At 69.9% G+C, this 23,887-nt stretch carries 18 protein-coding genes; 7 read left to right on the plus strand and 11 right to left on the minus strand.

Going from position 1 to position 23,887, the window contains the following annotated elements:
* Positions 1–41 precede the first annotated feature (41 nt).
* Complete coding sequence (locus tag NMN56_RS06235; RefSeq protein WP_274042740.1) at positions 42–506, minus strand: hypothetical protein; 465 nt, start codon at positions 504–506, stop codon at positions 42–44.
* A gap of 196 nt (positions 507–702) precedes the next feature.
* Here NMN56_RS06235 and metG point away from each other — a divergent pair, with 196 nt between their 5' ends.
* On the plus strand, positions 703–2,313 hold the full coding sequence (gene metG / locus NMN56_RS06240) for a methionine--tRNA ligase (protein WP_274042741.1): 1,611 nt from the start codon (positions 703–705) through the stop codon (positions 2,311–2,313).
* Positions 2,314–2,739: 426 nt separating this feature from the next.
* Here the strand turns inward: metG and NMN56_RS06245 are convergent, their stop codons facing one another.
* Positions 2,740–3,369: a hypothetical protein gene (locus NMN56_RS06245; RefSeq protein WP_274042742.1), complete on the minus strand. Its 630-nt coding sequence runs from the start codon at positions 3,367–3,369 to the stop codon at positions 2,740–2,742.
* 232 nt (positions 3,370–3,601) lie between these two features.
* Complete coding sequence (aspS, locus tag NMN56_RS06250; RefSeq protein ID WP_274043100.1) at positions 3,602–5,383, minus strand: aspartate--tRNA ligase; 1,782 nt, start codon at positions 5,381–5,383, stop codon at positions 3,602–3,604.
* A 119-nt stretch (positions 5,384–5,502) separates the two neighbouring features.
* Here aspS and NMN56_RS06255 point away from each other — a divergent pair, with 119 nt between their 5' ends.
* Positions 5,503–7,857: an ATP-binding SpoIIE family protein phosphatase gene (locus NMN56_RS06255; protein WP_274042743.1), complete on the plus strand. Its 2,355-nt coding sequence runs from the start codon at positions 5,503–5,505 to the stop codon at positions 7,855–7,857.
* A gap of 77 nt (positions 7,858–7,934) precedes the next feature.
* Here NMN56_RS06255 and NMN56_RS06260 read toward each other — a convergent pair whose 3' ends face one another.
* Together NMN56_RS06260 and NMN56_RS06265 are read right to left on the minus strand one after the other, a co-directional pair.
* Positions 7,935–9,032 (minus strand): pirin family protein, encoded by a 1,098-nt coding sequence (locus NMN56_RS06260; protein ID WP_274042744.1) that lies wholly within the window; start codon positions 9,030–9,032, stop codon positions 7,935–7,937.
* Between the two features lie 241 nt (positions 9,033–9,273).
* Positions 9,274–9,816: an SseB family protein gene (locus tag NMN56_RS06265; protein ID WP_274042746.1), complete on the minus strand. Its 543-nt coding sequence runs from the start codon at positions 9,814–9,816 to the stop codon at positions 9,274–9,276.
* A 116-nt stretch (positions 9,817–9,932) separates the two neighbouring features.
* On the opposite strand from NMN56_RS06265, the gene NMN56_RS06270 reads away from it, so the two are divergent.
* Complete coding sequence (locus tag NMN56_RS06270; RefSeq protein ID WP_274042747.1) at positions 9,933–11,759, plus strand: acyl-CoA dehydrogenase; 1,827 nt, start codon at positions 9,933–9,935, stop codon at positions 11,757–11,759.
* A gap of 284 nt (positions 11,760–12,043) precedes the next feature.
* Positions 12,044–13,336 (plus strand): M18 family aminopeptidase, encoded by a 1,293-nt coding sequence (locus NMN56_RS06275; protein WP_274042748.1) that lies wholly within the window; start codon positions 12,044–12,046, stop codon positions 13,334–13,336.
* A 93-nt stretch (positions 13,337–13,429) separates the two neighbouring features.
* Here NMN56_RS06275 and NMN56_RS06280 read toward each other — a convergent pair whose 3' ends face one another.
* On the minus strand, positions 13,430–14,230 hold the full coding sequence (locus NMN56_RS06280; RefSeq protein ID WP_274042749.1) for a hypothetical protein: 801 nt from the start codon (positions 14,228–14,230) through the stop codon (positions 13,430–13,432).
* A 137-nt stretch (positions 14,231–14,367) separates the two neighbouring features.
* On the opposite strand from NMN56_RS06280, the gene NMN56_RS06285 reads away from it, so the two are divergent.
* Both NMN56_RS06285 and NMN56_RS06290 read left to right on the plus strand, forming a co-directional pair.
* The gene (locus NMN56_RS06285) at positions 14,368–14,994 is read left to right on the plus strand and encodes an ArsR/SmtB family transcription factor (RefSeq protein ID WP_274042750.1); all 627 of its coding nucleotides are present in this window, start codon (positions 14,368–14,370) and stop codon (positions 14,992–14,994) included.
* A 297-nt stretch (positions 14,995–15,291) separates the two neighbouring features.
* Positions 15,292–15,519 carry a hypothetical protein gene (locus tag NMN56_RS06290; RefSeq protein ID WP_274043101.1) on the plus strand — a complete coding sequence of 76 codons (228 nt, stop codon included), beginning with the start codon at positions 15,292–15,294 and terminating at the stop codon, positions 15,517–15,519.
* 120 nt (positions 15,520–15,639) lie between these two features.
* Here NMN56_RS06290 and NMN56_RS06295 read toward each other — a convergent pair whose 3' ends face one another.
* On the minus strand, positions 15,640–17,667 hold the full coding sequence (locus NMN56_RS06295; RefSeq protein WP_274042751.1) for an NHL domain-containing thioredoxin family protein: 2,028 nt from the start codon (positions 17,665–17,667) through the stop codon (positions 15,640–15,642).
* Positions 17,668–17,926: 259 nt separating this feature from the next.
* The gene (locus tag NMN56_RS06300; protein WP_274042752.1) at positions 17,927–18,724 is read right to left on the minus strand and encodes a carbon-nitrogen family hydrolase; all 798 of its coding nucleotides are present in this window, start codon (positions 18,722–18,724) and stop codon (positions 17,927–17,929) included.
* Positions 18,725–18,856: 132 nt separating this feature from the next.
* Between NMN56_RS06300 and NMN56_RS06305 the strand changes: the two genes are divergently transcribed.
* Positions 18,857–19,690 carry a maleylpyruvate isomerase family mycothiol-dependent enzyme gene (locus NMN56_RS06305; protein ID WP_274042753.1) on the plus strand — a complete coding sequence of 278 codons (834 nt, stop codon included), beginning with the start codon at positions 18,857–18,859 and terminating at the stop codon, positions 19,688–19,690.
* A 104-nt stretch (positions 19,691–19,794) separates the two neighbouring features.
* On the opposite strand, the gene NMN56_RS06310 is transcribed toward NMN56_RS06305, so the two are convergent.
* From NMN56_RS06310 to NMN56_RS06320, 3 genes are all read right to left on the minus strand, one after another.
* On the minus strand, positions 19,795–21,057 hold the full coding sequence (locus NMN56_RS06310; protein ID WP_274043102.1) for an MFS transporter: 1,263 nt from the start codon (positions 21,055–21,057) through the stop codon (positions 19,795–19,797).
* A gap of 92 nt (positions 21,058–21,149) precedes the next feature.
* Entirely contained in the window at positions 21,150–21,881 is a 732-nt protein-coding gene (locus NMN56_RS06315; protein ID WP_274042754.1) for a GntR family transcriptional regulator, read from the minus strand.
* Positions 21,882–22,363: 482 nt separating this feature from the next.
* Complete coding sequence (locus NMN56_RS06320) at positions 22,364–23,887, minus strand: dihydrolipoamide acetyltransferase family protein (RefSeq protein WP_274043103.1); 1,524 nt, start codon at positions 23,885–23,887, stop codon at positions 22,364–22,366.

The following is a 23,887-nucleotide window of genomic DNA, read 5'->3' on the forward strand; positions in this document are numbered from 1 at the left end:
GCGGACCGGCGGGTTCAGGGGCCCGGTGGCGCCCGCCACCGTCAGGGCCGCGACCCGGTGGCCGTCGTACCGGGACGGGCCCGTGGGCCGGAACGCCCCGACCGACCCGACCGACCGGAACCACCGGGGCGACCGGAACCACCGGAACGACCAGGACGCGACCGGGTCAGCGCGAACGTTCCCGCGCCCAGTGCGCAAGCCATGGCGGCGAGTTGGACGACGGTGCCGCCGACGATCCCGGCGTTGCCGTGCGCGAAGTGGTCGCCGACGTTCGGGGTGAGGACGGCGCCGACCGAGAGCCCGAGGTTCAGGACCGTACCGATGGCGACGGCCCACAACCGGGGCCGCCAGGCCACGAGGGCGCCCGCGGCGAGCAGCAGCAGGCCGCCCGGCGGCACGAGCGGGTAGTCCTCGGCTCCCGCCCACACCTGGACGAACACCCCTCCGGCCGCCACCAGTAAGGAGACCGCGAGCACCATGACCGCTTGATTCTGTGTGATCCGCATGACACCGATGCTCCGCTCGGAGCGCGGCGGCCACGTCCCACCGCGAGAGTCACCTGCGCTGCTCCCGCCGAAGTAGCGCGTGCACGGAGCGGCGGCCAGGGTCACCGCCGGCCAACGGCCAGGGGGTGCCGTGAGGGTGCCGGGGCCGGTCGAAAACCCGGCGAGGCCGCCAACCGCTGGCCGTTAGGATTCGTGTATGGCGGCCACTGGATCAGAGCAGGCGGGGCCGACGGCGTACTACGTCTCGACCCCCATTTACTACGTGAACGACGCTCCCCACCTGGGCCACGCCTATACGACCGTCGCAGGCGACGTGCTCACGCGCTGGCACCGTCAGCGCGGCGAGAAGGTGTGGTACCTCACCGGCACGGACGAGCACGGTCAGAAGATCATGCGCACCGCTGAGGCGAACGGGGTCTCTCCTCAGGAGTGGTGCGACAAGCTCGTCGAGGAGGCGTGGAAGCCCCTCTGGGAGCACCTGGACATCGCGAACGACGATTTCATCCGCACGACGGAGAAGCGGCACATGGACCGCGTCCAGGAGTTCGTGCAGGACCTGTACGACAAGGGCGAGATCTACCAGGGCGGATACGAGGGCCCGTACTGCGTCGCGTGCGAGGAGTACAAGACGTACGCCGAACTCCTCGAAGGCGAGGGAGAGTTCGCGGGCCTGCGGCTCTGTCCCATCCACAAGAAGCCCGTGGAGATGCTCCAGGAGGAGAACTACTTCTTCAAGCTCTCCGCGTACGGCCCGAAGCTCCTGGAGCACTACGAGGCACACCCGGAGTTCATCCAGCCCGAGTCGGCGCGCAACGAGGTCATGCAGTTCGTGCGCCAGGGCCTGGAGGACCTCTCCATCTCCCGCTCGACGTTCGACTGGGGCGTCAAGATCCCGTGGGACGACAAGCACGTCATCTACGTGTGGGTCGACGCGCTCCTCAACTACGCGACGGCCGTGGGCTACGGCGCCGACCAGAAGAAGTTCGACGGCACCTTCCCCGCCGATGTGCACCTCGTCGGCAAGGACATCCTGCGCTTCCACGCGGTGATCTGGCCCGCGATGCTGATGGCCAACGGACTGCCCCTGCCCAAGCGGGTCGTCGCCAACGGATGGCTGATGGTCGGCGGCGAGAAGATGTCCAAGTCGAACCTGACGGGCATCTCGCCCCAGCAGCTCACCCAGCACTTCGGCGTGGACGCCTACCGCTGGTACTTCCTGCGCGCCATCGCCTTCGGCCAGGACGGCTCCTTCTCCTGGGAGGACTTCTCCGCGCGCTACACCAGCGAACTGGCCAACGACTACGGCAACCTCGCCTCCCGCGTCACCGCCATGGTCAACAAGTACTTCGACGGCGCGCTGCCCGAGGCCCCCGCCCACGGTGCGGCCGAGCGTGCCATCGCCGACGGGCTGACGAAGGCGACGGCCGAGGCCGACAAGAAGATCGGCGAGGAGCTCGACTTCGCCGGCGGCATCGCGGCTGTCTTCGACTTCATCAAGCAGGTCAACGGCTATCTCACGGAGCAGGCCCCGTGGAAGGTCGCCAAGGACGAGTCGCCGGAGGCCCAGGCCCGCCTGGCCACCATCCTCTACACGGCGGCCGAGTCCCTGCGCGCCTGCGCGGTCCTGCTCAACCCCGTGATGCCGCAGACCTCCCAGAAGCTCTGGGACTCCCTCGGCGCCGAACCGGCCCTCGGCCCCCTCACCGACCAACACATCCCCGACACCGCCCGCTGGGCCCAACTCCCCCCGGGCGCAACCGTCACCAAGGGCGCCAATCTGTTCCCGCGGCTGGAAGAGCCGAAGTAGCGGATACGGCCGGACCGACCGCCTTTCGGGCTGGGGGTCTGGGGGTCGCCCCCCAGAAAACACAGCCCGCGGCTGGAAGAGCCGAAGTAGCCGGTACAGCCGGACCGACCGCCTCTCCGGCCGGGGGCTTGGGGGTCGCCCCCCAGAAAACACAGCCCGAGGCTGAAAGAGCCCAAGTAGCCCTTGGTAACAGGCGCGTTGAGAGCCCCGTCTACCGTTCCTCGCGGTGGGCGGGGCTCTTCGCGTCCCCGTACAGCGGCAGGCACGGTCACGACCGTTCGCCCCCACTCGGCGGCCAGGCAGGACTTCGCACGGTCCCCACGTTACCGGCCGGGTCCTCGGCGGTCCCGCTGTCGCCGAGGGCCCGGCCCGTCCTGTGGGACGGGCCGGGCCCGGCTGTGCGTGTGGTGCGTACCGCTGAGAGGGCTACTTCACGTTCCAGATGAGGGGGTCGCGGAGGTCGCCGGCCCAGGCGACCTGTTCGGCTGCTGTGCCCTCGGGGAGGAGGAAGGTGGAGCAGAGGGTCTTGGTGTCGCCGGCCTTCCACTTGACCTCGTCCACGTCGGGGCAGCCGCCGGGGATGGGGTCGGCACCGATGGCGATGAGGCTCTTGCCGGGCTTCTTGTCCTCGCCGAGTACGCGGACCTTGCGGTTGAAGCCGGGGTCGTCGAGCTTCGACCCCTCCTTCACCGTGTACTGGAACGTGACGAAGACCGGCTGCATGCCCTTGACGTCCTCGCCCTTGAGACCGGCGGCGAGGAGGTCCTTGTTCGCGCCGGTCTTCACCGTCTTGGCGGTGATCTCCAGCTTGGCCTTGCCGTCGGACATGTCGTACTTGTGCTGACCCGGCGCCGTCTGGCCCAACTTCAGGGGGCCCGCGGGTGCTTCCTCCTCCGCACCGCCCTGTTCTGTCTTCTCGGACGAGGACTTCTTCCCGTCCGTCTTCCCCTCCGCCTTGCTGTCCGACGAGTCGTCGGATCCGCACCCGGTGAGGGCGAGTGCGAGAACAGCAGCGGGGGCAACGGCGCGGATGAGCGCCTTCCTGCCATGGGACATACGTGAGCACCAATCCGTGAAGTTCCCACGCGGCCTGGCCCGGCAGGAGAGATCCCCCAACTCCGGTAACGCGTGGGTAAGGGGAGTGTAAAGAGACGCATGTGACGACCCGATCCCAGTTCCGGCACGAGCTGATACGTGTTCGAACCCCAAGAACGACAATCCCGCCGCAACCTGGCGTTGCGACGGGATCGTCGTGTGCTTCATGGCCCCAGCAGGGCCGAGCTGAGCCTTACTTGGAGGGCTTCACCTGCTGCTGCGGCTTACGCAGTGACAGGTGCAGCTCGCGCAGACGGGTGTCGTCCACCTCGCTCGGGGCACCCATGAGCAGGTCCTGCGCGTTGCCGTTGAGCGGGAACGCGATGGTCTCGCGGATGTTGGGCTCGTCGGCAAGCAGCATCACGATGCGGTCGATGCCGGGCGCGATGCCGCCGTGCGGCGGCGCACCGTACTCGAACGCGCGGAGCATGCCGCCGAAGTCACGGCGCACGTCGTCCTCCGAGTACCCGGCGAGGCCGAACGCCTCGAACATGACCTCGGGTTCATGGTTCCTGATCGCGCCGGAGGACAGCTCGGTGCCGTTGCAGACGATGTCGTACTGGAACGCGAGGATGTCCAGCGGGTCCTTGGTGCGCAGCGCCTCAAGTCCGCCCTGCGGCATGGAGAACGGGTTGTGCGAGAACTCGATCTTCCCGGTCTCCTCGTCCTTCTCGAACATCGGGAAGTCGACGATCCAGCAGAACCGGAAGACGTTCTCCTCGAAGTGCCCGGCGCGCTTGGCCACCTCGACCCGGACGGCGCCCATGATCCTGGAGACCTCGTCGAACTCGCCGGCGCCGAAGAACACCGCGTGCCCCGGCTTCAGCCCGAGCGCCTCGGTGAGGGAGCGGACGTCGTCCTCGGTGAGGAACTTGGCGATGGGGCCACTGAGCGCGCCGTCGTCGCCGACGCGCACCCAGGCGAGGCCCTTGGCGCCCTGCTCGACGGCGAAGTCGCCGAGCTGGTCGAAGAACTTGCGCGGCTGCGCCGCGGTGTCAGGCACGGGCAGCGCGCGTACGTGCTTGTCGGCGAACGCCTTGAAGCCGGAGCCCTTGAACAGGTCGGAGACGTCCGTGAGTTCGAGCTGCGCGCGCAGGTCGGGCTTGTCCGAGCCGTACTTGACCATGGCCTCGCGGAACGGGATACGCGGGAACGGCGAGGTGACCTCACGGCCGTCGCCCAGCTCCCGGAACAGCTCGGTCATCAGCGTCTCGATGACCTCGAAGACGTCCTCCTGCTCGACGAAGCTCATCTCCATGTCGAGCTGGTAGAACTCGCCGGGCGAGCGGTCGGCGCGCGCGTCCTCGTCGCGGAAGCAGGGCGCGATCTGGAAGTAGCGGTCGAAGCCCGCGATCATCAGCAGCTGCTTGAACTGCTGCGGGGCCTGCGGCAGCGCGTAGAACTTCCCGGCGTGCAGGCGGGAGGGCACGAGGAAGTCGCGTGCGCCCTCGGGGGAGGTGGCCGAGAGGATCGGCGTCGCCATCTCGTTGAAGCCCTGCGCGACCATCTTCTCGCGGATGGAGGCGATGACCTTCGAGCGCAGCATGACGTTCCTGTGCATGCGCTCACGGCGCAGGTCGAGGAAGCGGTACTCCAGCCTCCGCTCCTCGTTCACCCCGTCCTCCGCATTGATGGTGAACGGGATCTGGTCGGCGGCGCCCAGCACCTCGACGGCGCCGACCTCGACCTCGATCTCACCGGTCGGCAGGTCGGCGTTGACGTTCTCCTCGCCGCGCGCCGTCACCTTGCCGTCCACTCGTACGACGGATTCTTTGGACAGTGAGCTGAGCTTCTCATTGATCTCGCTGGACTCGTCGCGCACGACCAGCTGGACGATGCCGTAGTGGTCGCGAAGATCAAGGAAAAGGATGCCGCCCAGGTTCCGGCGATTGTGCAGCCAGCCGCTCAGGCGGACGTCAGCGCCGACGTCCGAGGCGCGAAGCTCGCCGCAGGTGTGGGACCGGTACCGATGCATCATTCATCCAAGTCGTTCGGCTCAGGAGTCAGAGAGAGGTACTTCTCAGACTACCGTCCTGGACCGATCCCTCTCGCCCGCGTTTCCACTCGTCCCTTAACTCTGCATAAAGTGGTGCAATGCGCACCGAAGACGTCCTGTCTGCCCTTGGCGCTGGGCTCTGGACCTGGGAAAACGCCACAGGTCTCGTCACTCTCGACGCGGGGGCAGCGCGTCTTCTCGGCCTGGAGGAAGATGCGTTCACCGCATCATCCCCAACGCCCCTCACTCTGCCGGGTAACGCTGTCCGTTCACATCTTCACGCTGTCGACTATGTCGGCTTCCAGGGGATCATCACCCTCGCTCTGGCCGAGCAGACCTCTGCCGAGGCACTCTTGCGGGTGGTGGATGAGGCGGGTTCCGTCATCAGAACCGTGCGGAACCTCGTCTGCCCCTGCCCTCCCGAGGACCCGGAGGCCGCCGAGCCGGCGGCGCGGATCGTCGGCATGGCCTACGAGGTACCGGAAGCCGAGGCCGAACGCGCGCGCCAGCGCACCGAGCGGCACCCGCGCGACGCCGAGTACGACGAGAGCGCCGACGAGGCCCAGCAGTGGGACTGGCGGCGCAACCGCGAGGCGTTCCTCCTCGATACGGGGCGCGCGCTGGCCGAGGCGTACACCACGGCCGATGTGCTGCGCGTCGCCTCCTCCCTGGCCATGCCCGGCTTCTCCCCCGACGCGCTCGCCGTCTTCTGCCTCTACGGCGACCAGCTCACCGTCTACGGCGCCGCACAGGACGCCGCCGCAGCCGGTCTCGGGCACGCCTCGGGGGTCGGCACGGGCGGGGCCCGGCTGCGGCTGGCCGCCGACGATCCCGCTGCCGAGGCGGTGCGCACGGGACGCGCCCTGTATCTGCTGAGCGCCGAGGAGTACGAGACACGCTTCCCCACCGCGCGGCCCGTCGAGACCCAGCCGGGCAGGAACGCGTGGGCCTTTCTGCCGCTGACCGTCGCGGGGCGCACCATCGGCGCGTGGATGGCCGCCTTCAAACGGCAGGTCACCTTCACCCCCGACGAGCGCGCGGTCCTCACCACCGTCGCGCGCATGCTCGCGCAGTCGCTCTCGCGGGCGATGCTCAACGAGTCGGAGCGCGAGCTCTCCACCCGCCTCCAGAACACGATGCGCCCCGCGCGCAAGCCCGCCATCCCCGGCATGGAACTGGCCGCGCGCTACGTACCGACCGGCGGCGGCCTCCAGATCGGCGGCGACTGGTACGACGTGATCCCGCTGCCCTCAGGCCGTACGGCCCTGGTGATCGGCGACGTGCAGGGCCACGACGTACGCGCCGCGGGGATCATGGGTCAACTCCGCGTCGCGCTACGCGCTTACGCGTCCGAGGGCCACCACCCCGACGCCGTACTCGCCCGCGCCTCCCGGTTCCTGTACGGAATGAGCGGTGGCGACGCCTCGGCCCTGCCCTCCGAGCCGGTCGACGGTTCCGCGGGGGCCTCGGCCGTGCCGGCCACCGTTCCGCCTGCCGTACCCGCTGCCGAGCCCGACCCCTACGAGCCGGGCGACGAGGGGCTTGAGCCCACCGACCCCCGCTTCGCCACCTGCCTCTACATCGAGGTCGACCCCGCGACCGGCACGCTCGACATCGCCCGCGCCGGACACCCCGACCCGGCCGTGCAGATGCCCGACGGACCGATGCTCGTACGCCCCACGGCGGGCGGCCTCCCGCTGGGCATCGACCCCGACTCCGACTACCCCACGACCCGGCTCGTGCTGGAGCCGGGCCAGCGGCTGCTCATGTGCACCGACGGGCTCATCGAGACCGGCGGGCACGACCTGGAGACCGGCTGGGCCCGTATCCGCGAGGTGGTCGAGGACCACGCCGGGCCCAACACGGACCTGGACCAGCTCGCCGAGGCGCTCCTCCGGGCCGTGCACGGCCCGGTCGGGCCGCCCAGGCGCCGCCACCCGGGGCCGCTGGCCGACCGGCACGAGGACGACATCGCGCTGCTGCTGCTCGCGCTCGGGGACCCCGGCAGCGCCGAGGCGCGGGACGGCACCTCGGTCTCCTCGCGGCGCACGGTCCTGACCATCGCGCAGGCCGAACCCGACCGCATCGCCGAGGCCCGCCACCAGTTGAAGGACCTGCTGCACGACTGGGCCGACGAGGACCAGGTGGACGGCGCGGTGCTGATGCTGTCCGAGATGCTGACGAACGTCCTCGTCCACACGGACGGCGACGCGCTGCTCGTCGCGCAGATCACAGGCCCGCACGAGGGCGACGAGGGCCGTACCCTGCGCGTCCATGTCTCGGACCCCAGCGACGAACTGCCACACCGCCGCGACCCGGGCGAGCTGGCGTCCTCGGGCCGCGGCCTGATGCTGCTGGGCATGCTCGCCGACCGCTGGGGCGTGGACCCGAAGGGCGAGGGCAAGTGCATCTGGTTCGAGATGCAGGAGGCGGGCCCGTCCGAGAAGGACTGACCCGCCTGATCACTGGCCCGGCCGGTGGGGCCGGCCAGCGCGTCATCGGTGGTGCGCCGCGTGCCGGGCGCTCGGGCTCACGCCTTGGGCGCGCGGGGTGTGGCGGGGACGCGGCCGAGGCGGCCCGCCTTGAAGTCGTCGAACGCCTGGGCCAGTTCGACGTGGCTGTTCATCACGAACGGCCCGTAGTGCGCCATCGGCTCCCGGATCGGACGGCCGCCCAGCAGTACGACCTCCATGTCGGGGGTGTGCGAGTCCTGCGCCACGTCGGCCCGCAGCGTCAGCGAACCCGCTTCGCGCCCGGCCCCACCCGGAAGCGCGGTGCTCCCGGCTCCGACACCGGCCCCGGCACCGGCGCCGGGCCCGAAGACCACCGTCTGTCCCATCCCCACGGGACGCCGGTCCGTGCCCGCTGAGCCCCGGCCCGCCAGCACGTACGCCAACGCGTTGAAGTCGTCGCGCCAGGGCAGGGTGACCTCGGCGCCGGGGGAGACGGTGGCGTGGATCATCCTGATGGGGGTGTGCGTGATGCCGGGCCCCTCGTACCCGTCGATCTCCCCCGCGATGAGCCGCAGCAGTGCGCCACCGTCGGGCGTGGTCAGCAGCTTGACGTTGCCGCCACCGATGTCCTGGTAGCGCGGCGCCCTCATCTTGTCGGCGGCCGGGAGGTTGACCCACAGCTGGAGCCCGTGGAAGAGCCCGCCGCTCATCACCAGAGCCTCCGGCGGGGCCTCGATGTGCAGCAGCCCCGAACCCGCTGTCATCCACTGGGTGTCACCGTCGTTGAGGACACCGCCACCGCCCTCGGAGTCCTGGTGCACGAAGCTGCCGTCGAGCAGATATGTGACGGTCTCGAACCCGCGGTGGGGATGCCAGGGCGTCCCCTTGGGCTCGCCAGGCGCGTACTCCACCTCGCCCATCTGATCCATCATGATGAACGGGTCCAGGTGCCTGTAGTCGATCCCCGCGAACGCCCTGCGCACGGGGAAGCCCTCGCCCTCGAAACCACTCGGCGCCGTGGCCACGGCGAGCACCGGACGCGGCACGACACCTGCCTCTGCGGCACCTTCCGGCTGGGTTCCCTCCGGTGCGGTGCTCAGCGGTGCGGTGCTCAGCGGTGCGGGGGCGGTCACGCGGGGGAGCGTGAGGGGGTTCTCGACGGTGATCGCGGGCATGGGGTCCTCCAGGTAGTTCACCGTTCAACTTAGTTGAAGGATGAACGTCCCGCGAGTCGAGCCCATTCCTCCTGGGAGGGTGGACGGACGAGGACCGGACGGGCCGGGAAGGCAGGCCGGGAGAATCAGGCAGGCCAGACGGGACAGGCGCGCCACGGGGACAGGCGGGCCGCCGGGCGAGGCAGGCCACAGGGTCCGGCGGGCGGGGCCAGACAGTCGGGGTCAGGCGGGCGTGGCGGCGTCAGCCGTACATGCGCCTCATGGCGAAGTCGACCATTTCCTCGACCGCCTTCGCGTCGAAGACGACCCGGTGCTCACCCTCCATGTCGAGCACGAACCCGTACCCGGAGGGCAGCAGGTCGAGGACCTCGGCGCCCGTGATGACGAAGTACTTCGACTCCTTGCCCGCGTAGACGCGCAGCTCCTTGAGCGTGGTGAACATCGGGATCACCGGCTGCTGCGTGTTGTGCAGCGCGAGGAAGCCGGGGTTGTCACCGCGCGGGCAGTACACCTTGGACGTGGAGAAGACCCCCTGGAAGTCCTCGGCCGACATCGACCCGGTGGTGAAGGCCCGCACCGCCTCCTGGAGCGAGGGCGGCGACGGCTCGGGATAGAGCGGTTGCTGCGCCCCGGGCTGACCGTACGGCGTCTGCTGGGCACCATAGGGCGGCGGCGGAGCCTGCTGATGATGGCCCTGTTGCCCGTGCTGGCCGGGCTGGCCGTGGGGCCCGGCATGCGGGTAGCCCTGACCTGCTGAGGCACCGGTCTGGTCGTAGCCGTACATACGGAGAGAGTAACCAGTCACAGATGGGCGGCGAGGGGTTGCTTCTTATTACCGGCGGGTAGCATCATCACCAAGACTACTGACAAGTACGAGCGAGCCAATACGGAGCCGTCGCCATGGGGCATTACAAGTCGAATCTCCGCGACATCGAGTTCAACCTCTTCGAGGTGCTCGAACGCGACACGGTGTACGGCACCGGACCGTTCGCGGAGATGGATGTCGAGACCGCCAAGAGCGTCCTGAGCGAGATCGCGCGGCTGGCCGAGAACGAGCTGGCCGAGTCCTACGAGGAGAGCGACCGCACTCCGCCGGTCTTCGACCCCGAGACCAACACCGCTCCGGTGCCGGCTTCTTTCAAGAAGAGCTACCAGGCGTACATGGACGCCGAGTGGTGGCGGCTGGGCATCCCGGAGGAGATCGGCGGCACCACCGCGCCGCGCTCGCTGCTGTGGGGCTTCGCCGAAACGATCCTGGGCTCGAACCCGGCCGTGTGGATGTACGCCTCCGGCCCGGCGTTCGCCGGTGTGCTGCACGAGGAAGGCACCGAGGAGCAGCACAAGATCGCTGAGCTGATGGCCGAGAAGCAGTGGGGCTCCACGATGGTCCTCACCGAGCCGGACGCCGGTTCGGACGTCGGCGCCGGCCGCACCAAGGCGACCAAGCAGGAGGACGGCTCCTGGCACATCGAGGGCGTGAAGCGCTTCATCACCTCCGGTGAGCACGACATGTCCGAGAACATCGTGCACTTCGTCCTCGCCCGCCCCGAGGGCCACGGTCCCGGTACCAAGGGGCTCTCGCTCTTCGTCGTACCGAAGTACGACTTCGACTGGGAGACCGGCGAGCTGGGCGAGCGCAACGGCGCCTACGCCACCAACGTCGAGCACAAGATGGGCCTGAAGGTCTCCAACACCTGCGAGATGACCTTCGGCGCCAACCGGCCCGCCAAGGGCTGGCTCCTCGGCGAGAAGCACGACGGCATCCGCCAGATGTTCAAGATCATCGAGTTCGCGCGGATGATGGTCGGCACGAAGGCCATCGCGACGCTCTCGACCGGCTACCTCAACGCCCTTGAGTACGCCAAGGAGCGCGTCCAGGGCGCCGACCTGGCGCAGTTCACCGACAAGACAGCGCCTCGCGTCACCATCACGCACCACCCCGACGTCCGCCGCTCGCTGCTGACGCAGAAGGCGTACGCCGAGGGCATGCGCGCCCTCGTGCTCTACACCGCGGCCGTCCAGGACGAGATCCTCGTCAAGGAGTACAACGGCGAGGACGCCGACGCCGCACGCCGCCTCAACGATCTGCTGCTGCCGATCGTGAAGGGCTACGGCTCCGAGAAGTCCTACGAACAGCTCGCGCAGTCCCTGCAGACCCTGGGCGGCTCCGGCTACCTCCAGGAGTACCCGATCGAGCAGTACATCCGGGACAGCAAGATCGACACCCTTTACGAGGGCACCACCGCGATCCAGGGCCAGGACTTCTTCTTCCGCAAGGTCGTCCGCGACCAGGGCCAGGCCCTCACCTCGCTCTCCGAGGAGATCAAGAAGTTCCTGGCCGAGGCACGCGGCGGCGAGGAACTGGCGACCTCGCGCGACCACCTCGCCAAGGCGGCGGTCGAGCTGGAGGCGATCGTCGGCACCATGCTGACGGACCTGGCCGCCACCGAGAAGGACATCAAGTCCATCTACAAGGTCGGCCTCAACACGACCCGCTTCCTGATGTCCTCCGGTGACGTCGTCGTCGGCTACCTGCTGCTGCGCGGCGCCGCCGTCGCCACGGAGAAGCTGGCCACCGCCTCCCCGAAGGACGTGCCGTTCTACCAGGGCAAGATCGCGGCAGCGAAGTTCTTCGCCGCGAACGTGCTGCCCGGCATCACCTCCCAGCGCGAGCTGGCCGACGCCGTCGACCTCTCCATCATGGAGCTGGACGAGAACGCGTTCTGACGGGACGGGTTCACGGGCCCCGGCGGTCCCGGGCCCCGGCGGTCCCGGGTCTCCGCCGGTCGGTCCTCGCAGTGGGACCACCGAGGGCACGGGGCCACCTGGAAGCGCCGCGTTGACCGGCCGGGAGTGGCATACGCCGCCCCGGCCGGTGGCGTATGCGGGGGTCTGCGGGGAGCCGCGGGGAGAGCGCGTCGGGGTCCCCTCGGAGAGGGCACGCTCGGCCGTACTCACGCTGCTGGGCTCCGGCCTCATCGCGGCACGTGACCTCCTCGTATCGTAGGTGCATGAGCACACCCACACGCTTCGACCGTGGTCACACCGATGACTTGATGTCCTTTCTCGCCGCCAGCCCGTCGCCGTACCACGCGGTGGCGAACACCGCGGCGCGACTGGAGAAGGCGGGCTTCCAGCGCGTGTGGGAGACCGAGGCGTGGAACGCCGGAGCGGGTGGCAAGTACGTGCTGCGCGGGGGTGCGCTGATCGCCTGGTATGTGCCCGAGGGGGCGACGGCGGCCACGCCGTTCCGGATCATCGGTGCGCACACCGACTCCCCGAACCTGCGCGTGAAGCCCGTTCCCGACACCGGGACGCAGGGGTGGCGGCAGGTCGCCGTGGAGATCTATGGCGGCACCCTGCTCAACACGTGGCTCGACCGCGACCTGGGCATGAGCGGCAGACTCACGCTGCGGGACGGTACGGCCCACCTCGTGAACGTGGACCGCGCGCTCCTGCGGGTACCGCAGCTCGCCATCCACCTGGACCGGCAGGCCAACGATGGGCTCAAGCTGGACAGGCAGCGTCATATGACCCCTGTCTGGGGGCTGGGCGAGCCGCGCGAGGGCGATCTGCTGCGGTTCCTGGCCGGCGAGGCCGGCATCGCAGCGGACGACATCACCGGGTGGGACCTGATGGCGCACAGTGTGGAGCCTCCCTCCTACCTCGGGCGTGACCACGAACTCGTCGCCGGTCCGCGGATGGACAATCTGCTGTCGGTGCACGCGGGCGCCGCCGCACTCGCCGCCGTCGCCGAGAGCGGGAGCGAGCCCTCGGTGATCCCCGTGCTCGCGGCGTTCGACCACGAGGAGAACGGGAGCCAGTCGGACACCGGGGCTCAGGGCCCGCTGCTCGGCACCGTGCTGGAGCGCTCGGTCTTCGCACGCGGCGGCTCATACGAAGACCGGGCCAGGGCCTACGCGGGCACCGTCTGCCTCTCCTCGGACACCGGCCATGCCGTGCACCCCAACTACGCCGAGCGGCACGAACCCGGCCACCACCCGATGCCCAACGGGGGCCCGATCCTCAAGGTCAACGTCAACCAGCGCTACTCCACCGACGGCACCGGGCGCGCACTGTTCACCAAGGTCTGCGAGGCGGCGGACGTGCCCTGGCAGCACTTCGTGTCCAACAACGACATGCCGTGCGGGACCACCATCGGCCCCATTACGGCGGCACGCCACGGCATCACGACCGTCGACATCGGCGTCGCGATCCTCTCGATGCACTCCGCACGCGAGCTGTGCGGCGCAGAGGACCCCCACCTGCTGGCCAACTCCCTCACCGCCTTCCTCATGGACTGAGCAGGCGGACCAGTCAGTCAGGGCGGGCAGGGCCTTTGGTGAGACAGGGCCAGTTGACCGGGCAAAGCCAGTTGGCCGGGCAGGACGAGGCGGTCAGGGCAGGTCGGTGTAGGCGCGTATGGCGCGGTCGCCGTCGAGGAATATCTCGTTCTGCCCCGCCGGCGCGGGGAGGTCCAGCCCTCGGTCCAGCAGGCGGCCGAGAGGGCCGCAGCCCGAGGTGCGCGGTGCGGTGAACGTCTTGTCCTGCGCGTCCGGCATCTGGCCAGGCTGCGGCTCCCCCACAACCTTGAGCGTGAGCTGAACCGGCTTCGCCGTGCTGCCTATCGCGCAGTTCCGGGGCAACAGGCCGCCCCGGTCCGCGAGGAGGAACCTTACGGACAGCTCGCCGAGCCGCTCGTCGTTGCTGTGGAAGTCGAAGGAGCCTCCATAGCGCATCGTGAGGCGCAGCGGGCTGCCCGGAATCCGTACGGGCTCGGACTTCAGCCCACCGAAGACCTGGTGGAACACGCCGTCGATCCTGCCCTCCGCGTGGGTCACCGTGATCGGCTTCTCCAGCGGCACGCTGAGCGCTCCCACCGTGAGACGGCCCGTCGCGGTCATCACCTCGCAGCGCCATGCCGACGGGTCAGCTCCCTCGGGCAGTTGGGCCCGGGTGGGGCACGAGGCGAAGGTGCCGCCCCCGGAGGCGGGCGCCGAGCGCGAGGCCGCCAGGGATGTCAACTGTGACGTCGGCTGTGATGTCGGCTGTGAGATGGCGGGGGAGGTTGCCGCTGCCGCCGCTGGGCCGGCCGTCGCCGCTGTCGCGGCCATCGCCAGGCCCAGCGCGCCCAGCAGAGCGACGGTGGCGCGACGGGGTGCGCGGAACGAGCCGGGTGCGCGGAGTGATCGGGGCATACGGGATGTGCGGGACGTGAACATGGTTCTCCCCCAGGGCAGTTGAGCGAGTGCCTCTCGCTCGTGCCTGTCCAGGATTACAGAATTTTCTCTGCAGAGGAAGGTCTGCAGAGAAAATTCTGCGCTAGTCTGGTCTCATGACCGAGCAGGACGAGCCGCATGATCGGCCGCCGAACGAGCACCTCGACGGGCGCCAGGACGGGCGCCACAACGAGCCGCAGCGCACCATCTCCGACCCCGGATCCCTCAAGGCGCTCGCTCATCCCCTGCGCCTCAAGATCCTGCGCCAGCTGGGGGTTTCGGGCCCCGCGACCTCGACGACCCTCGCCGCTGCCCTCGGCGAGAACACCGGGACGCTCAGCTACCACCTGCGCCAGCTGGAGCGCGGCGGCTTCCTTGAGGACGACCCCGACCATGCGCAGACGGGCGGGCGCGAGCGGTGGTGGCGGGCCGTGCGGGGCATCGACGTACGACGGCCGCCCCAGCAGGAGTTGACGACGGCAGAGCGCGCCGTCGTGGGGGAGCTGGACCGGCTGCGCATGGAGGAGGACATGGGCCTGGCCCGGCGCTTCACGGTGGAGGAGCCGGACTCGGAGGGATGGATGCAGGGCTCACGGAGCCTCAGCCATCTGACCAAGGAGGAATTGGAGGAGTTCCATGACGCGTATCTACAGCTGCTGAGACGGTTCGCGCGCGGCCCCGAGGAGGCGTCACCCGGGTCGCGACCCGTCGCACTGCGATGGTTCGGGGTGCCGGTGGATTAGCACGTATACCGGCGGTCGGTGCCCGGGGCCGGCCCGGGGCCGGGGCCATGCCCGGAGTCAGAGCCAAGGCCGGGCCAGGGCCGGGGCCCGCAGTCGGAGTTGGCGCCCCTGTCCGGCAGGCGATGGGCGTGTGTGGTCCGGCAAGGGATCGGCGTGTGGGCGGAGTTGGGGAGCCGGGCGCAGCGTGGAGGGGGGCTTCAGCTGATTGCGGGTTGCCGCACGCGGGTACCCGCGTGCGGCAAGCGGACCGGCGCTCATCCGGCCGGCCCGGCTCAACCCAGCTTGGAGGCACCCTTCATGGGCATCGTCGTCTGCATCGGCATGATGGCCGTGGGCGCGATACTGACCCTGGCCGTCGACTGGGACATCAGCGGGCTCAACCTCGATGTGATGGGACTCATCCTGCTGCTCGTCGGCACCATCGGTCTGTGCGCCTACGTCAGCATCCTCAAACGGCGGCGCGTTCAGCCGCCGTCCCCCGGCGCTCCAGTGGTCGAGGAGATCAACAAGCACCAGTGGGAGTGAACCCGGCCCCTGCGGAAGGGACTCGGGAACGACCCGTGTCCGGCGTCCGCCATCCGGCGGTCGGCGTCGGCGCTCCGGACCGCCGGCGCCCTCACACCGGAGTGCGTACGCCGCTCACCTTCACCCCTCGTCCATCCCCGCCAGCACCAGCGGCAGCCGGTCGGCACCGGTTGCCGTGAGGCGGACGGGAACGCCCCAGTCCTGCTGGTGCATATGGCAGGCGGGGTACTCGCCCTCCTCGTCACAGGAGGCGGCCATTGCGGAGACGTGCAGGACCCCTTCGGTTCCCTCGTCGCCGGTGAGCAGCAGTTCGCGGCTCAACTCCGTTCCCTGCCCCTCGCCTTCGGCAAGGAGCCCGGGCGGGGTGGAGCTGACGATCAGCCGTGTCGAGGGCCCATAGCGGGTGTCCAGCTTCTGTCCTGGCGGGGCCTGGAAGACCACGTCCAGACGGAGAGCCCCGGCGGCGACCTCGGTGGCCGCGCGCTGCGTACGGTGGGCGACCGCCTCGACCCGTACGGCGTCCTCGGGCAGCCGCAGCCGGGTCAGCCGGTGTCGGGCTGACTCGACGACCACGATCTCGCCCGTGCCGTCCGGGGCCAGGACGGCTCCCGACGGTTCACGCAGGTCCGTCGCGAGCGTGGTGACCTCGCCGGTGGCGGGGTCGTAGCGGCGCAGCGCGTGGTTGTACGTGTCGGAGACGGCGACCGAGCCGTCGGGAAGCGCCGTGACGCCCAACGGGTGCTGGAAGAGCGCCTGTTCGGCCGGGCCGTCCCGGTGGCCGAAGTCGAAGAGGCCGGTGCCTACGGCGGTACGGACGGTGAAGCCGCCCTCCGGGTCTCTGACCTCGCCCTTCACGTGTGTGGCCTCGTCCTCCGGGTCTGTGACCTGGCCCTCCAGACCCTCACTCTCCGGACCGGTGAGGCCACGTCCCGTCTCCGGCGTGGCCTGCGCTCCCCTGGGTTCCGCTGAGGCCCCGTCCCCGGACGCCCCCGCGGGTTCCACGTATCGCAGCGCGCTCGTCTCGGAGTCGGCGACCCACAGGCGGGTCCCGTCGGGGGTGGTGGCGAGGCCGGACGGCTGGGCGAACCATGCCTCTGCGGCGGGGCCGTCGGCCAGGCCCTCGTTGGTGGTTCCCGCGGCCACGCGTACGGTGCCGTCCTCCGGGTCGTACGTCCACAGCTGGTGCACGCCGGCCATCGCGATCCACACGCGCCCCGCGAACCAGGCCACGTCCCAGGGCGAGGACAGCGAGACCTCGCGTGCGGGCCCCTCCGTCGGCGCCCCCTGCCACCACTGTGCGCCGGTTCCCGCGACGGTGACGACGGTGCCGCTGTCGGGGTCCAGGCGCCGCAGCGCGTGGTTGACCGTGTCGGCGATCAGGATGTCGCCGTCGGGGAGGAAGGTGAGGCCCTGCGGTTCGTTGAACGCGGCTTCCTCAGGCGTACCGTCCGTCAGCCCGCGCTCTCCGGTGCCGATGCGCCGTACGGCCGTCTCGCCGTCGGCCGCCAGTTCCACGAGCTGGTGGCGGGTGGTGTCGGAGACGAGGTAGCCGCCGCCCGGCAGGGCGAGCGCCTTGCCGGGGAAGCGGAGGTCGGTCGCGGCCGGTTCGGGCTGGGTTCCGCCCGCTGCCGGGGAGGCTCCCAGGCTCCCTCCGCGCCGCAGCGTCCCCTTGGCCTCATGCTCGGCTTCCAGCTCCGTGATCAGCTTCTCGATGGCGTGGACGTGCCCCTCGCCCGCGTGCTGTGCGACGACATATCCCTCGGGGTCGATCACGACGAGCGTGGGCCACGCGCGTACGGCGTACTGCTTCCAGGTCGCCAGGTCGGGATCGTCCAGTACGGGGTGTGCGACCCCGTAGCGCTCCACCGCGTCCACGACCGCGCTGTGCTCGGCCTCATGGACGAACTTGGGCGAGTGCACCCCGACAACAACGGTCGTGTCCTGGTGCTGTTCCTCCAGCTCGCGCAGTTCATCGAGCACGTGAAGGCAGTTGACGCAGCAGAACGTCCAGAAATCGACGATCACGCACTTTCCTCGCAGCGCGGCGAGGTCGAGGGATTCACCCCCCGTGTTCAGCCAGCCACCCGCGCCGGTCAGCTCGGGGGCGCGGACGCGGGCACGGCGGCTGGAGGCAGCGGAACGGTTCATCCTTCAAGGTTGCCACTCCGGAACGCGGACAGAGAGGCAGGTCAGCACGCCGGTCAGGAGAGGTCATGAGAAGGCCGACGAAGCGGTCGGCGAAACGGTCGACGAAGCGGCCCGCAAAGAGGCACCGAAGTGGCCGGCCGGCCGGAGACCGCTGGCCGGGCGGGCCGACCTGCCGGCCGGAACGACCGGTCGGCCGGAGCCTGCGGTCAGCCGAAGGCGCTGGTCAGAAGCACCCGGGCCTTCGGCACGGAGAAGCGGGTCAGACCACCCGGTCCTTCAGCACGGGGAAGGAGTCACGCACCTTGTCCACCTGGGACAGGTCCAGGTCCGCTGTGATCACCGTCTCCTCCGTGCCGGTGGTCTCGGCCAGTACGTCGCCCCACGGGTCGATGATCGCGCTGCGTCCGGCCTGGGGGACGCCGGCGTGGGTACCGGCCGTGCCGCAGGCGAGGACGAACACCTGGTTCTCGACGGCGCGGGTACGCGCGAACAGCGTCCAGTGCTCGGCGCGCTTGGCGGGCCACCCGGCCGGGACCACAAGCACGCGCGCTCCCTGGGGCTCGGCGTCGATCAGTGCGCGGAAAAGCTCGGGGAAGCGCAGGTCGTAGCAGGTGGCAAGGCCGAGAGTGGCCAGCGGATGGGGAACGGTGACCGGTTCCGTACCGGCGGACATCAGCGTGGCCTCGCCGCGGTCGAAGCCGAAACGGTGGATTTTGCGGTAGGTACGCACGAGTTGGCCCTCAGGGGAGAAGACCAGCGAGGTGTTGTAGAGGTCGCCGCCCGTGGGACTCTTCTCGACAATGGAACCAGCGTGCAACCACACTCCCGCATCCCGGGCGGCGGCCGACATGGCCAGCGCGGTGGCACCGGAGGCGGGATCGGCGTACTCCGCCTCGGCGGCGAAGCGCTCGAAGGCGAAGGCGCCTACGGGCCACAGTTCGGGAAGAACGACGAGGTCGGCTCCGGACTGTTCGCGTACGAGCGAAGCGACCCGCTCACGGCGCGAATTGACCGACTCATCCGGGTCCACCTGGATCTGAAGCAGAGAAGCGCGCACCGTACCACCGTCCATGCGATCGAGGGGGGCGATTGGGCCTAGCATCGTCCCAAAAGCACTGCCGGGGTGCCCTTGCGCAGCGTAACTTGAGAGCACCCAGCCCGCGAACGATCCGTAACGCCGAGGGGTCCCGTGATCGACCATCCAAGCCTTCAGCCCTACGTTGACGCCTGGACCCAGTCCATGGAAGCGATATCCGAGCTGATCACCCCGCTCGCCGAGGGGGAGTGGAACCGCGCGACCGAGTGCCCGGGCTGGTCGGTCCGTGACGTGGTGTCCCACATCATCGGGCTTGAGTGCGAGTTGCTCGGTGACCCGCGCCCGATCCACTCGTTGCCGCGCGACATCTACCACGTACGGGACGAGCAGAGCCGCCACATGGAAGTCCAGGTGGACGTCAGGCGGCACCACACCGGTCCTGAGATGACCAGCGAGTTCGAGTACACGCTCATCCGCCGCTCCCGGCAGCTCAGGAACGAGAAGCGGGGGCCGGAGGACGAGGTGGCGAGCGTGGTGCCGTGGGAGCCGAAGACGGTTCCTCTGGAGCGCCAGTTGATGCTCCGCGCGTTCGACGTATGGGTGCATGAACAGGACGTGCGCCGGGCCCTGGGCAAGCCGGGCAACCTCGACTCGGCCGGCGCGCACGTCGCGCGGGACGTGCTGTCCTCCGGGCTGCCGAAGGTGGTCGCCAAGAAGGCGGGGGCTCCGCCGAATTCCGCCGTGGTCTTCGACATCGGCGGCCCCGTGGAGTTCATGCGGACCGTACGGGTGGACAAGGACGGCAGGGGCACCGTCGACGGCAGCCCCTCGCTGGGCCCCACGGCGGCGCTGGCGCTGGACTGGGAAACGTACTCCCGGCTCGCGTGTGGCCGCGTACGCGCTGACGCGGTCGCCGACCGCATCAAGACCGAGGGCGACACCGATCTCGCCGCCGCGATTCTGGACGCCTTCGCCGTCACACCCTGAGGGCCCCAGCGTTCCGCGAGAGCGCCGAAGGCGCCGGAGAGCCGAACCCCCAGCCCTGAAGCCCTGGAGTCCTGGAGCCCCTGGGACCCCGAGCCCAGGAGCCGTCATACGGGCACGTGGACGGCCTCCACGCGGCTGGCCACGATCCGTTCGCGCTCGCGGCGGACGGCGCGTCCCCGCAGCCGGGCTATCTGGGTCAGGCCGAGTGCCTGGAGGACGAACACGCTGGCGAAGGCGATACGGAAGTTGTCGCCTGTCATGTCCAGCAGGACGCCGACAGCGAGCAGGGTGGTCATGGAGGCGGTGAAGCCTCCCATGTTGACGATGCCGGAGGCGGTGCCCTGCCGCTCCGGCGGGTTCGCCGGGCGGGAGAAGTCGAAGCCGATCATCGAGCCGGGGCCGCAGGCACCGAGCACCACGCACAGGACGACCAGCAGCCACATCGGGGAGTGCCCCGGCCAGGCGAGGACCGAGGCCCACGCGAGGGCCGTCGCCACCACCGTGCCGAGGACCAGCGGCGTACGTGCCGTGTGATGGCGCGCGATGACCTGGCCGTAGACCAGGCCGCAGGTCATGTTGGAGACAACGACAAGGGTGAGGAGTTCACCCGCCGTGTCGCGGCCGAGGCCCTGTGCCTCGACGAGATACGGCATGCCCCACAGCAGCAGGAACACCATGCCGGGGAACTGGCAGGTGAAGTGCACCCACATCCCCACACGGGTGCCGGGCTCGCGCCAGGCTTCCGTGATCTGGCGCCGTATGTACCCCGAATTCGGGCCGCCCCCCTCGGTGTTGTGGGAGTGCGGGGGCATCTCGTGCCCCTCGGGGTGATCCTTGAGGAAGAAGATCACCAGCAGCAGGATGGCGATGCCGCCCGCCGCGCTCCCCGCGAAGGTGGGCGTCCAGCCGAACACGTCGAGGACGCGGGCGAGAACGAGCGTGGTGACGAGGTTGCCCGCCATCCCCATCAGCGCGGCGATCTGCGCGATCACGGGCCCCCTGCGGGCCGGGAACCAGCGTGCGCCCAGGCGCAGTACGGCGATGAAGGTCATCGCGTCGCCGCAGCCCAGCAGCGCACGGGAGGCCAGCGCCATGGCGTACGAGTCGGAGAAGGCGAAGCCGAACTGGCCGGCCGTGAACAGCACGACGCCCAGCAGCAGGATGCGCTTGGTGCCCCAGCGGTCGACGAGCAGACCGACGGGGATCTGCATGCCCGCGTAGACCAGCAGTTGCAGGATGGAGAAGCTGGAGAGCGCCGAGGCGTTGATGCCGAACCTGTCGGCCGCGTCGATGCCGGCGACGCCCAGGCTGGTGCGGTAGGTGACGGCGACGAAGTAGACCGCGACACCGATGCCCCAGATCCACATCGCGCGTGCGCCGCCCGGCGGATCACCGGGCAGACGTATCCCTGAGGACGACGACGAGGAAGAGGACGACGAGGAGGACGAGGACGCGGAACTCACCGGGCATCACCCGCGGCGTCGGCAGCGTGGCCTCGCTCGTCGCGCACGTCGTCACCGCGCACGTCGTCACCGCGCACGTCGTCACCGCGTACGAGATGGCGTACGCGGGTGACGTGCTGGTGCACCGCGTGCGCCGCGGCCTCCACGTCTCCCTCGCGCAGGGCGCGGAGGATGCCGGCGTGCTCGGCGATGTTCTTGGCGATCCGGTCGGGGTGCGCGTGCATGAGCGCGACGCCCATCCGGAGCTGGCGGTCGCGGAGTTGGTCGTAGAGGCGGGTGAGGATCTGGTTGCCCGTCGCTTTGACGATCGCGGCGTGGAAGGAGCGGTCGGCCGCCGAAACGGCCGCCAGATCGCCGGAAGCGGTGTGCTCACGCTGCTCTTCCAGCAACTCCTCCAGCCGCGCCACCAGCGAGGCCGACACCGGAACCGCCCGCCGAACCGCATGCGCCTCGACCAGCAGACGGGTCTCGACCACGTCCTCGATCTCCTGCGCCGAGACCGGCAGCACGAGAGCGCCCTTCTTCGGGTAGAGCCGGATGAGGCCCTCGACCTCCAGCCGCAGCAGCCCCTCGCGCACGGGCGTACGGGACACTCCGACAGCCTCCGCCAGCTCACCCTCCGTGAGCAGCATGCCGCCCTCGTAACGTCTTTCCAGCACGGCTTGCTTGACGTGGGTGTAGACGCGTTCGGCGGCCGGGGGCTGTCTGACGGGGGCGGTGGGGGGCATGTGCACACCATAGATACAACAAAGATCCAGACGAACCCCGCGTCCACCATGCGGACCCCGCTGTCGCGGGGGCATGCGAACGACGTTGCCGGGACCGCCTGTTGTCCGCCGGGACCCCGCCGTCGTGGCCGCCAGCGGTCGCGGGGAGAAGGGCTGGGGGCTTCACCCCGAGGCCCAAGGAACGTTCAGGGACCTCGGGACCTTGCCCCTGAGGCCCCCCGCGCCGTCACCGCGAGGGGGGTCAGGGGCCCGGGCCCCGCGCGTGGTTTCGCCGCTGGGGCGGGAGGGCGGCCACCGGCCCGCGTGTTCGCGTGGCAGCGCGGTGGACCGGCGGACCAGTAGATCGGCGGACCGGGCGCTCGGGGTTTCGGGTGCTCGGGGTTTCGGGAGCGAAGCCCCCGAAACCCTTGCCGCCGCAACGGTGAGCGACCACGACGGCGAGGGCCCGGCCGCACCCGCGAGGGCCCGAACAAAAACGCTCGCTAACCCCAAGTAACCAACCGCTTGGGGTGTTCCAGGACCGCGGCGACATCCGCGAGCACGCGGGAACCGAGTTCGCCGTCGACCAGGCGGTGGTCGAAGGAGAGCGCGAGGGTGGTGACGTGGCGCGGCTTGACCTTGCCCTTGTGGACCCAGGGCTGCTCCTTGACCTGGCCGAAGGCCAGGATCGCGGACTCGCCCGGGTTGAGGATCGGCGTACCGGTGTCGACGCCGAAGACGCCGACGTTGGTGATCGTCACCGTGCCACCGCTCATCGCGGCCGGGCTGGTACGCCCCTCGCGGGCCGTGCTCACCAATTCGCTGAGCCCGGATGCCAGTTCGGTCAGCGTCATGTCCTGGGCGTCCTTGATGTTCGGGACGACCAGGCCGCGCGGTGTCGCAGCCGCGATGCCGAGGTTCACGTAGTGCTTGCGGACGATCTCCTGACGCTCCTCGTCCCACGCGGAGTTGACCTCCGGGTGGCGGCGGATCGCGAGCAGGAACGCCTTGGCCACGAGCAGCAGCGGGTTGACGCGGACGCCTTCCATGTCCGGGTCCTGCTTCAACTCCCGTACGAGCTTCATCGTGCGGGTGACGTCGACGGTCACGAACTCCGTGACGTGCGGCGCCGTGAAGGCGCTGGTGATCATGGCCTGGGCCGTGGCCTTGCGTACGCCCTTGATGGGGATACGGGTCTCGCGCGCCGTGGACGCCACAGGCTCGGGCGCCGTCGGCCGCACCGGTACACCGGTTGCCGCGGGCGCCTCGGCCGGCGCCTCGGCCTCCGTGGTCGCGGTGGCAGCGGCGTGCACGTCCTCGCGGGTGACGACGCCGTCAGGTCCGGTGGGCGCGACGCTGTTCAGGTCGACGCCGAGGTCCTTGGCGAGCTTGCGTACGGGCGGCTTGGCGAGCGGGCGTTCGCCGCCTGTGGGCGCGGTGGCGCCGTGCCCGTTGACCGCTGGGGCCGGTGCGGGGCCGGGCGCGGCTTCCGGTTCCGGTTCCGCCTGCATGGGCTGCTCTTGCACGGTCTCCGACGCGGTCCCGGCGGCCGAGGCCTCCTCTTCGGGACGCTTGCGGGGCCGGCGCTTGGTCGAGGCTGTGCCCACGCCGTAACCGACCAGCACCGACTGGCGGCCCTCCGGTTCCGGTTCCCCGGCCTCCTCACTCCCGGCTGAGGCGGCCTCGGCTGAGGCGGCCCCGGATGCCGCATCGGCGGCAGCTGGGGCCGGGGCGGCGGGCTCGTCCGAGGACGGGGCGGTGTCGACGGTGATGATCGGCGTGCCGACGTCGACCGTCGAGCCCTCCTCGAAGCGCAGTTCGTGCACAGCCCCGTTGAACGGGATCGGCAGTTCGACCGCGGCCTTGGCCGTTTCCACCTCGCAGACGACCTGACCGTCGGTGACCGTGTCACCGGGCTGGACGTACCACTTGAGGATCTCCGCCTCCGTCAGCCCTTCGCCGACGTCGGGCATCTTGAACTCACGGATCCGAGCGGCGCTGTTGGCGCTGCTGACGCTTTCAGTCAT

The organism is Streptomyces iconiensis, assembly GCF_028657195.3.
Lineage (GTDB): Bacteria > Actinomycetota > Actinomycetes > Streptomycetales > Streptomycetaceae > Streptomyces > Streptomyces iconiensis.

Coding starts and splice junctions, on each gene's coding strand:
- NMN56_RS06235 (WP_274042740.1), bottom strand. CDS start 506: ATGCGGATCACACAGAATCAAGCGGTCATGGTGCTCGCGGTCTCCTTA.
- metG (WP_274042741.1), top strand. CDS start 703: ATGGCGGCCACTGGATCAGAGCAGGCGGGGCCGACGGCGTACTACGTC.
- NMN56_RS06245 (WP_274042742.1), bottom strand. CDS start 3,369: ATGTCCCATGGCAGGAAGGCGCTCATCCGCGCCGTTGCCCCCGCTGCT.
- aspS (WP_274043100.1), bottom strand. CDS start 5,383: ATGCATCGGTACCGGTCCCACACCTGCGGCGAGCTTCGCGCCTCGGAC.
- NMN56_RS06255 (WP_274042743.1), top strand. CDS start 5,503: ATGCGCACCGAAGACGTCCTGTCTGCCCTTGGCGCTGGGCTCTGGACC.
- NMN56_RS06260 (WP_274042744.1), bottom strand. CDS start 9,032: ATGCCCGCGATCACCGTCGAGAACCCCCTCACGCTCCCCCGCGTGACC.
- NMN56_RS06265 (WP_274042746.1), bottom strand. CDS start 9,816: ATGTACGGCTACGACCAGACCGGTGCCTCAGCAGGTCAGGGCTACCCG.
- NMN56_RS06270 (WP_274042747.1), top strand. CDS start 9,933: ATGGGGCATTACAAGTCGAATCTCCGCGACATCGAGTTCAACCTCTTC.
- NMN56_RS06275 (WP_274042748.1), top strand. CDS start 12,044: ATGAGCACACCCACACGCTTCGACCGTGGTCACACCGATGACTTGATG.
- NMN56_RS06280 (WP_274042749.1), bottom strand. CDS start 14,230: ATGCCCCGATCACTCCGCGCACCCGGCTCGTTCCGCGCACCCCGTCGC.
- NMN56_RS06285 (WP_274042750.1), top strand. CDS start 14,368: ATGACCGAGCAGGACGAGCCGCATGATCGGCCGCCGAACGAGCACCTC.
- NMN56_RS06290 (WP_274043101.1), top strand. CDS start 15,292: ATGGGCATCGTCGTCTGCATCGGCATGATGGCCGTGGGCGCGATACTG.
- NMN56_RS06295 (WP_274042751.1), bottom strand. CDS start 17,667: ATGAACCGTTCCGCTGCCTCCAGCCGCCGTGCCCGCGTCCGCGCCCCC.
- NMN56_RS06310 (WP_274043102.1), bottom strand. CDS start 21,057: ATGTGGATCTGGGGCATCGGTGTCGCGGTCTACTTCGTCGCCGTCACC.
- NMN56_RS06315 (WP_274042754.1), bottom strand. CDS start 21,881: ATGCCCCCCACCGCCCCCGTCAGACAGCCCCCGGCCGCCGAACGCGTC.
- NMN56_RS06320 (WP_274043103.1), bottom strand. CDS start 23,887: ATGACTGAAAGCGTCAGCAGCGCCAACAGCGCCGCTCGGATCCGTGAG.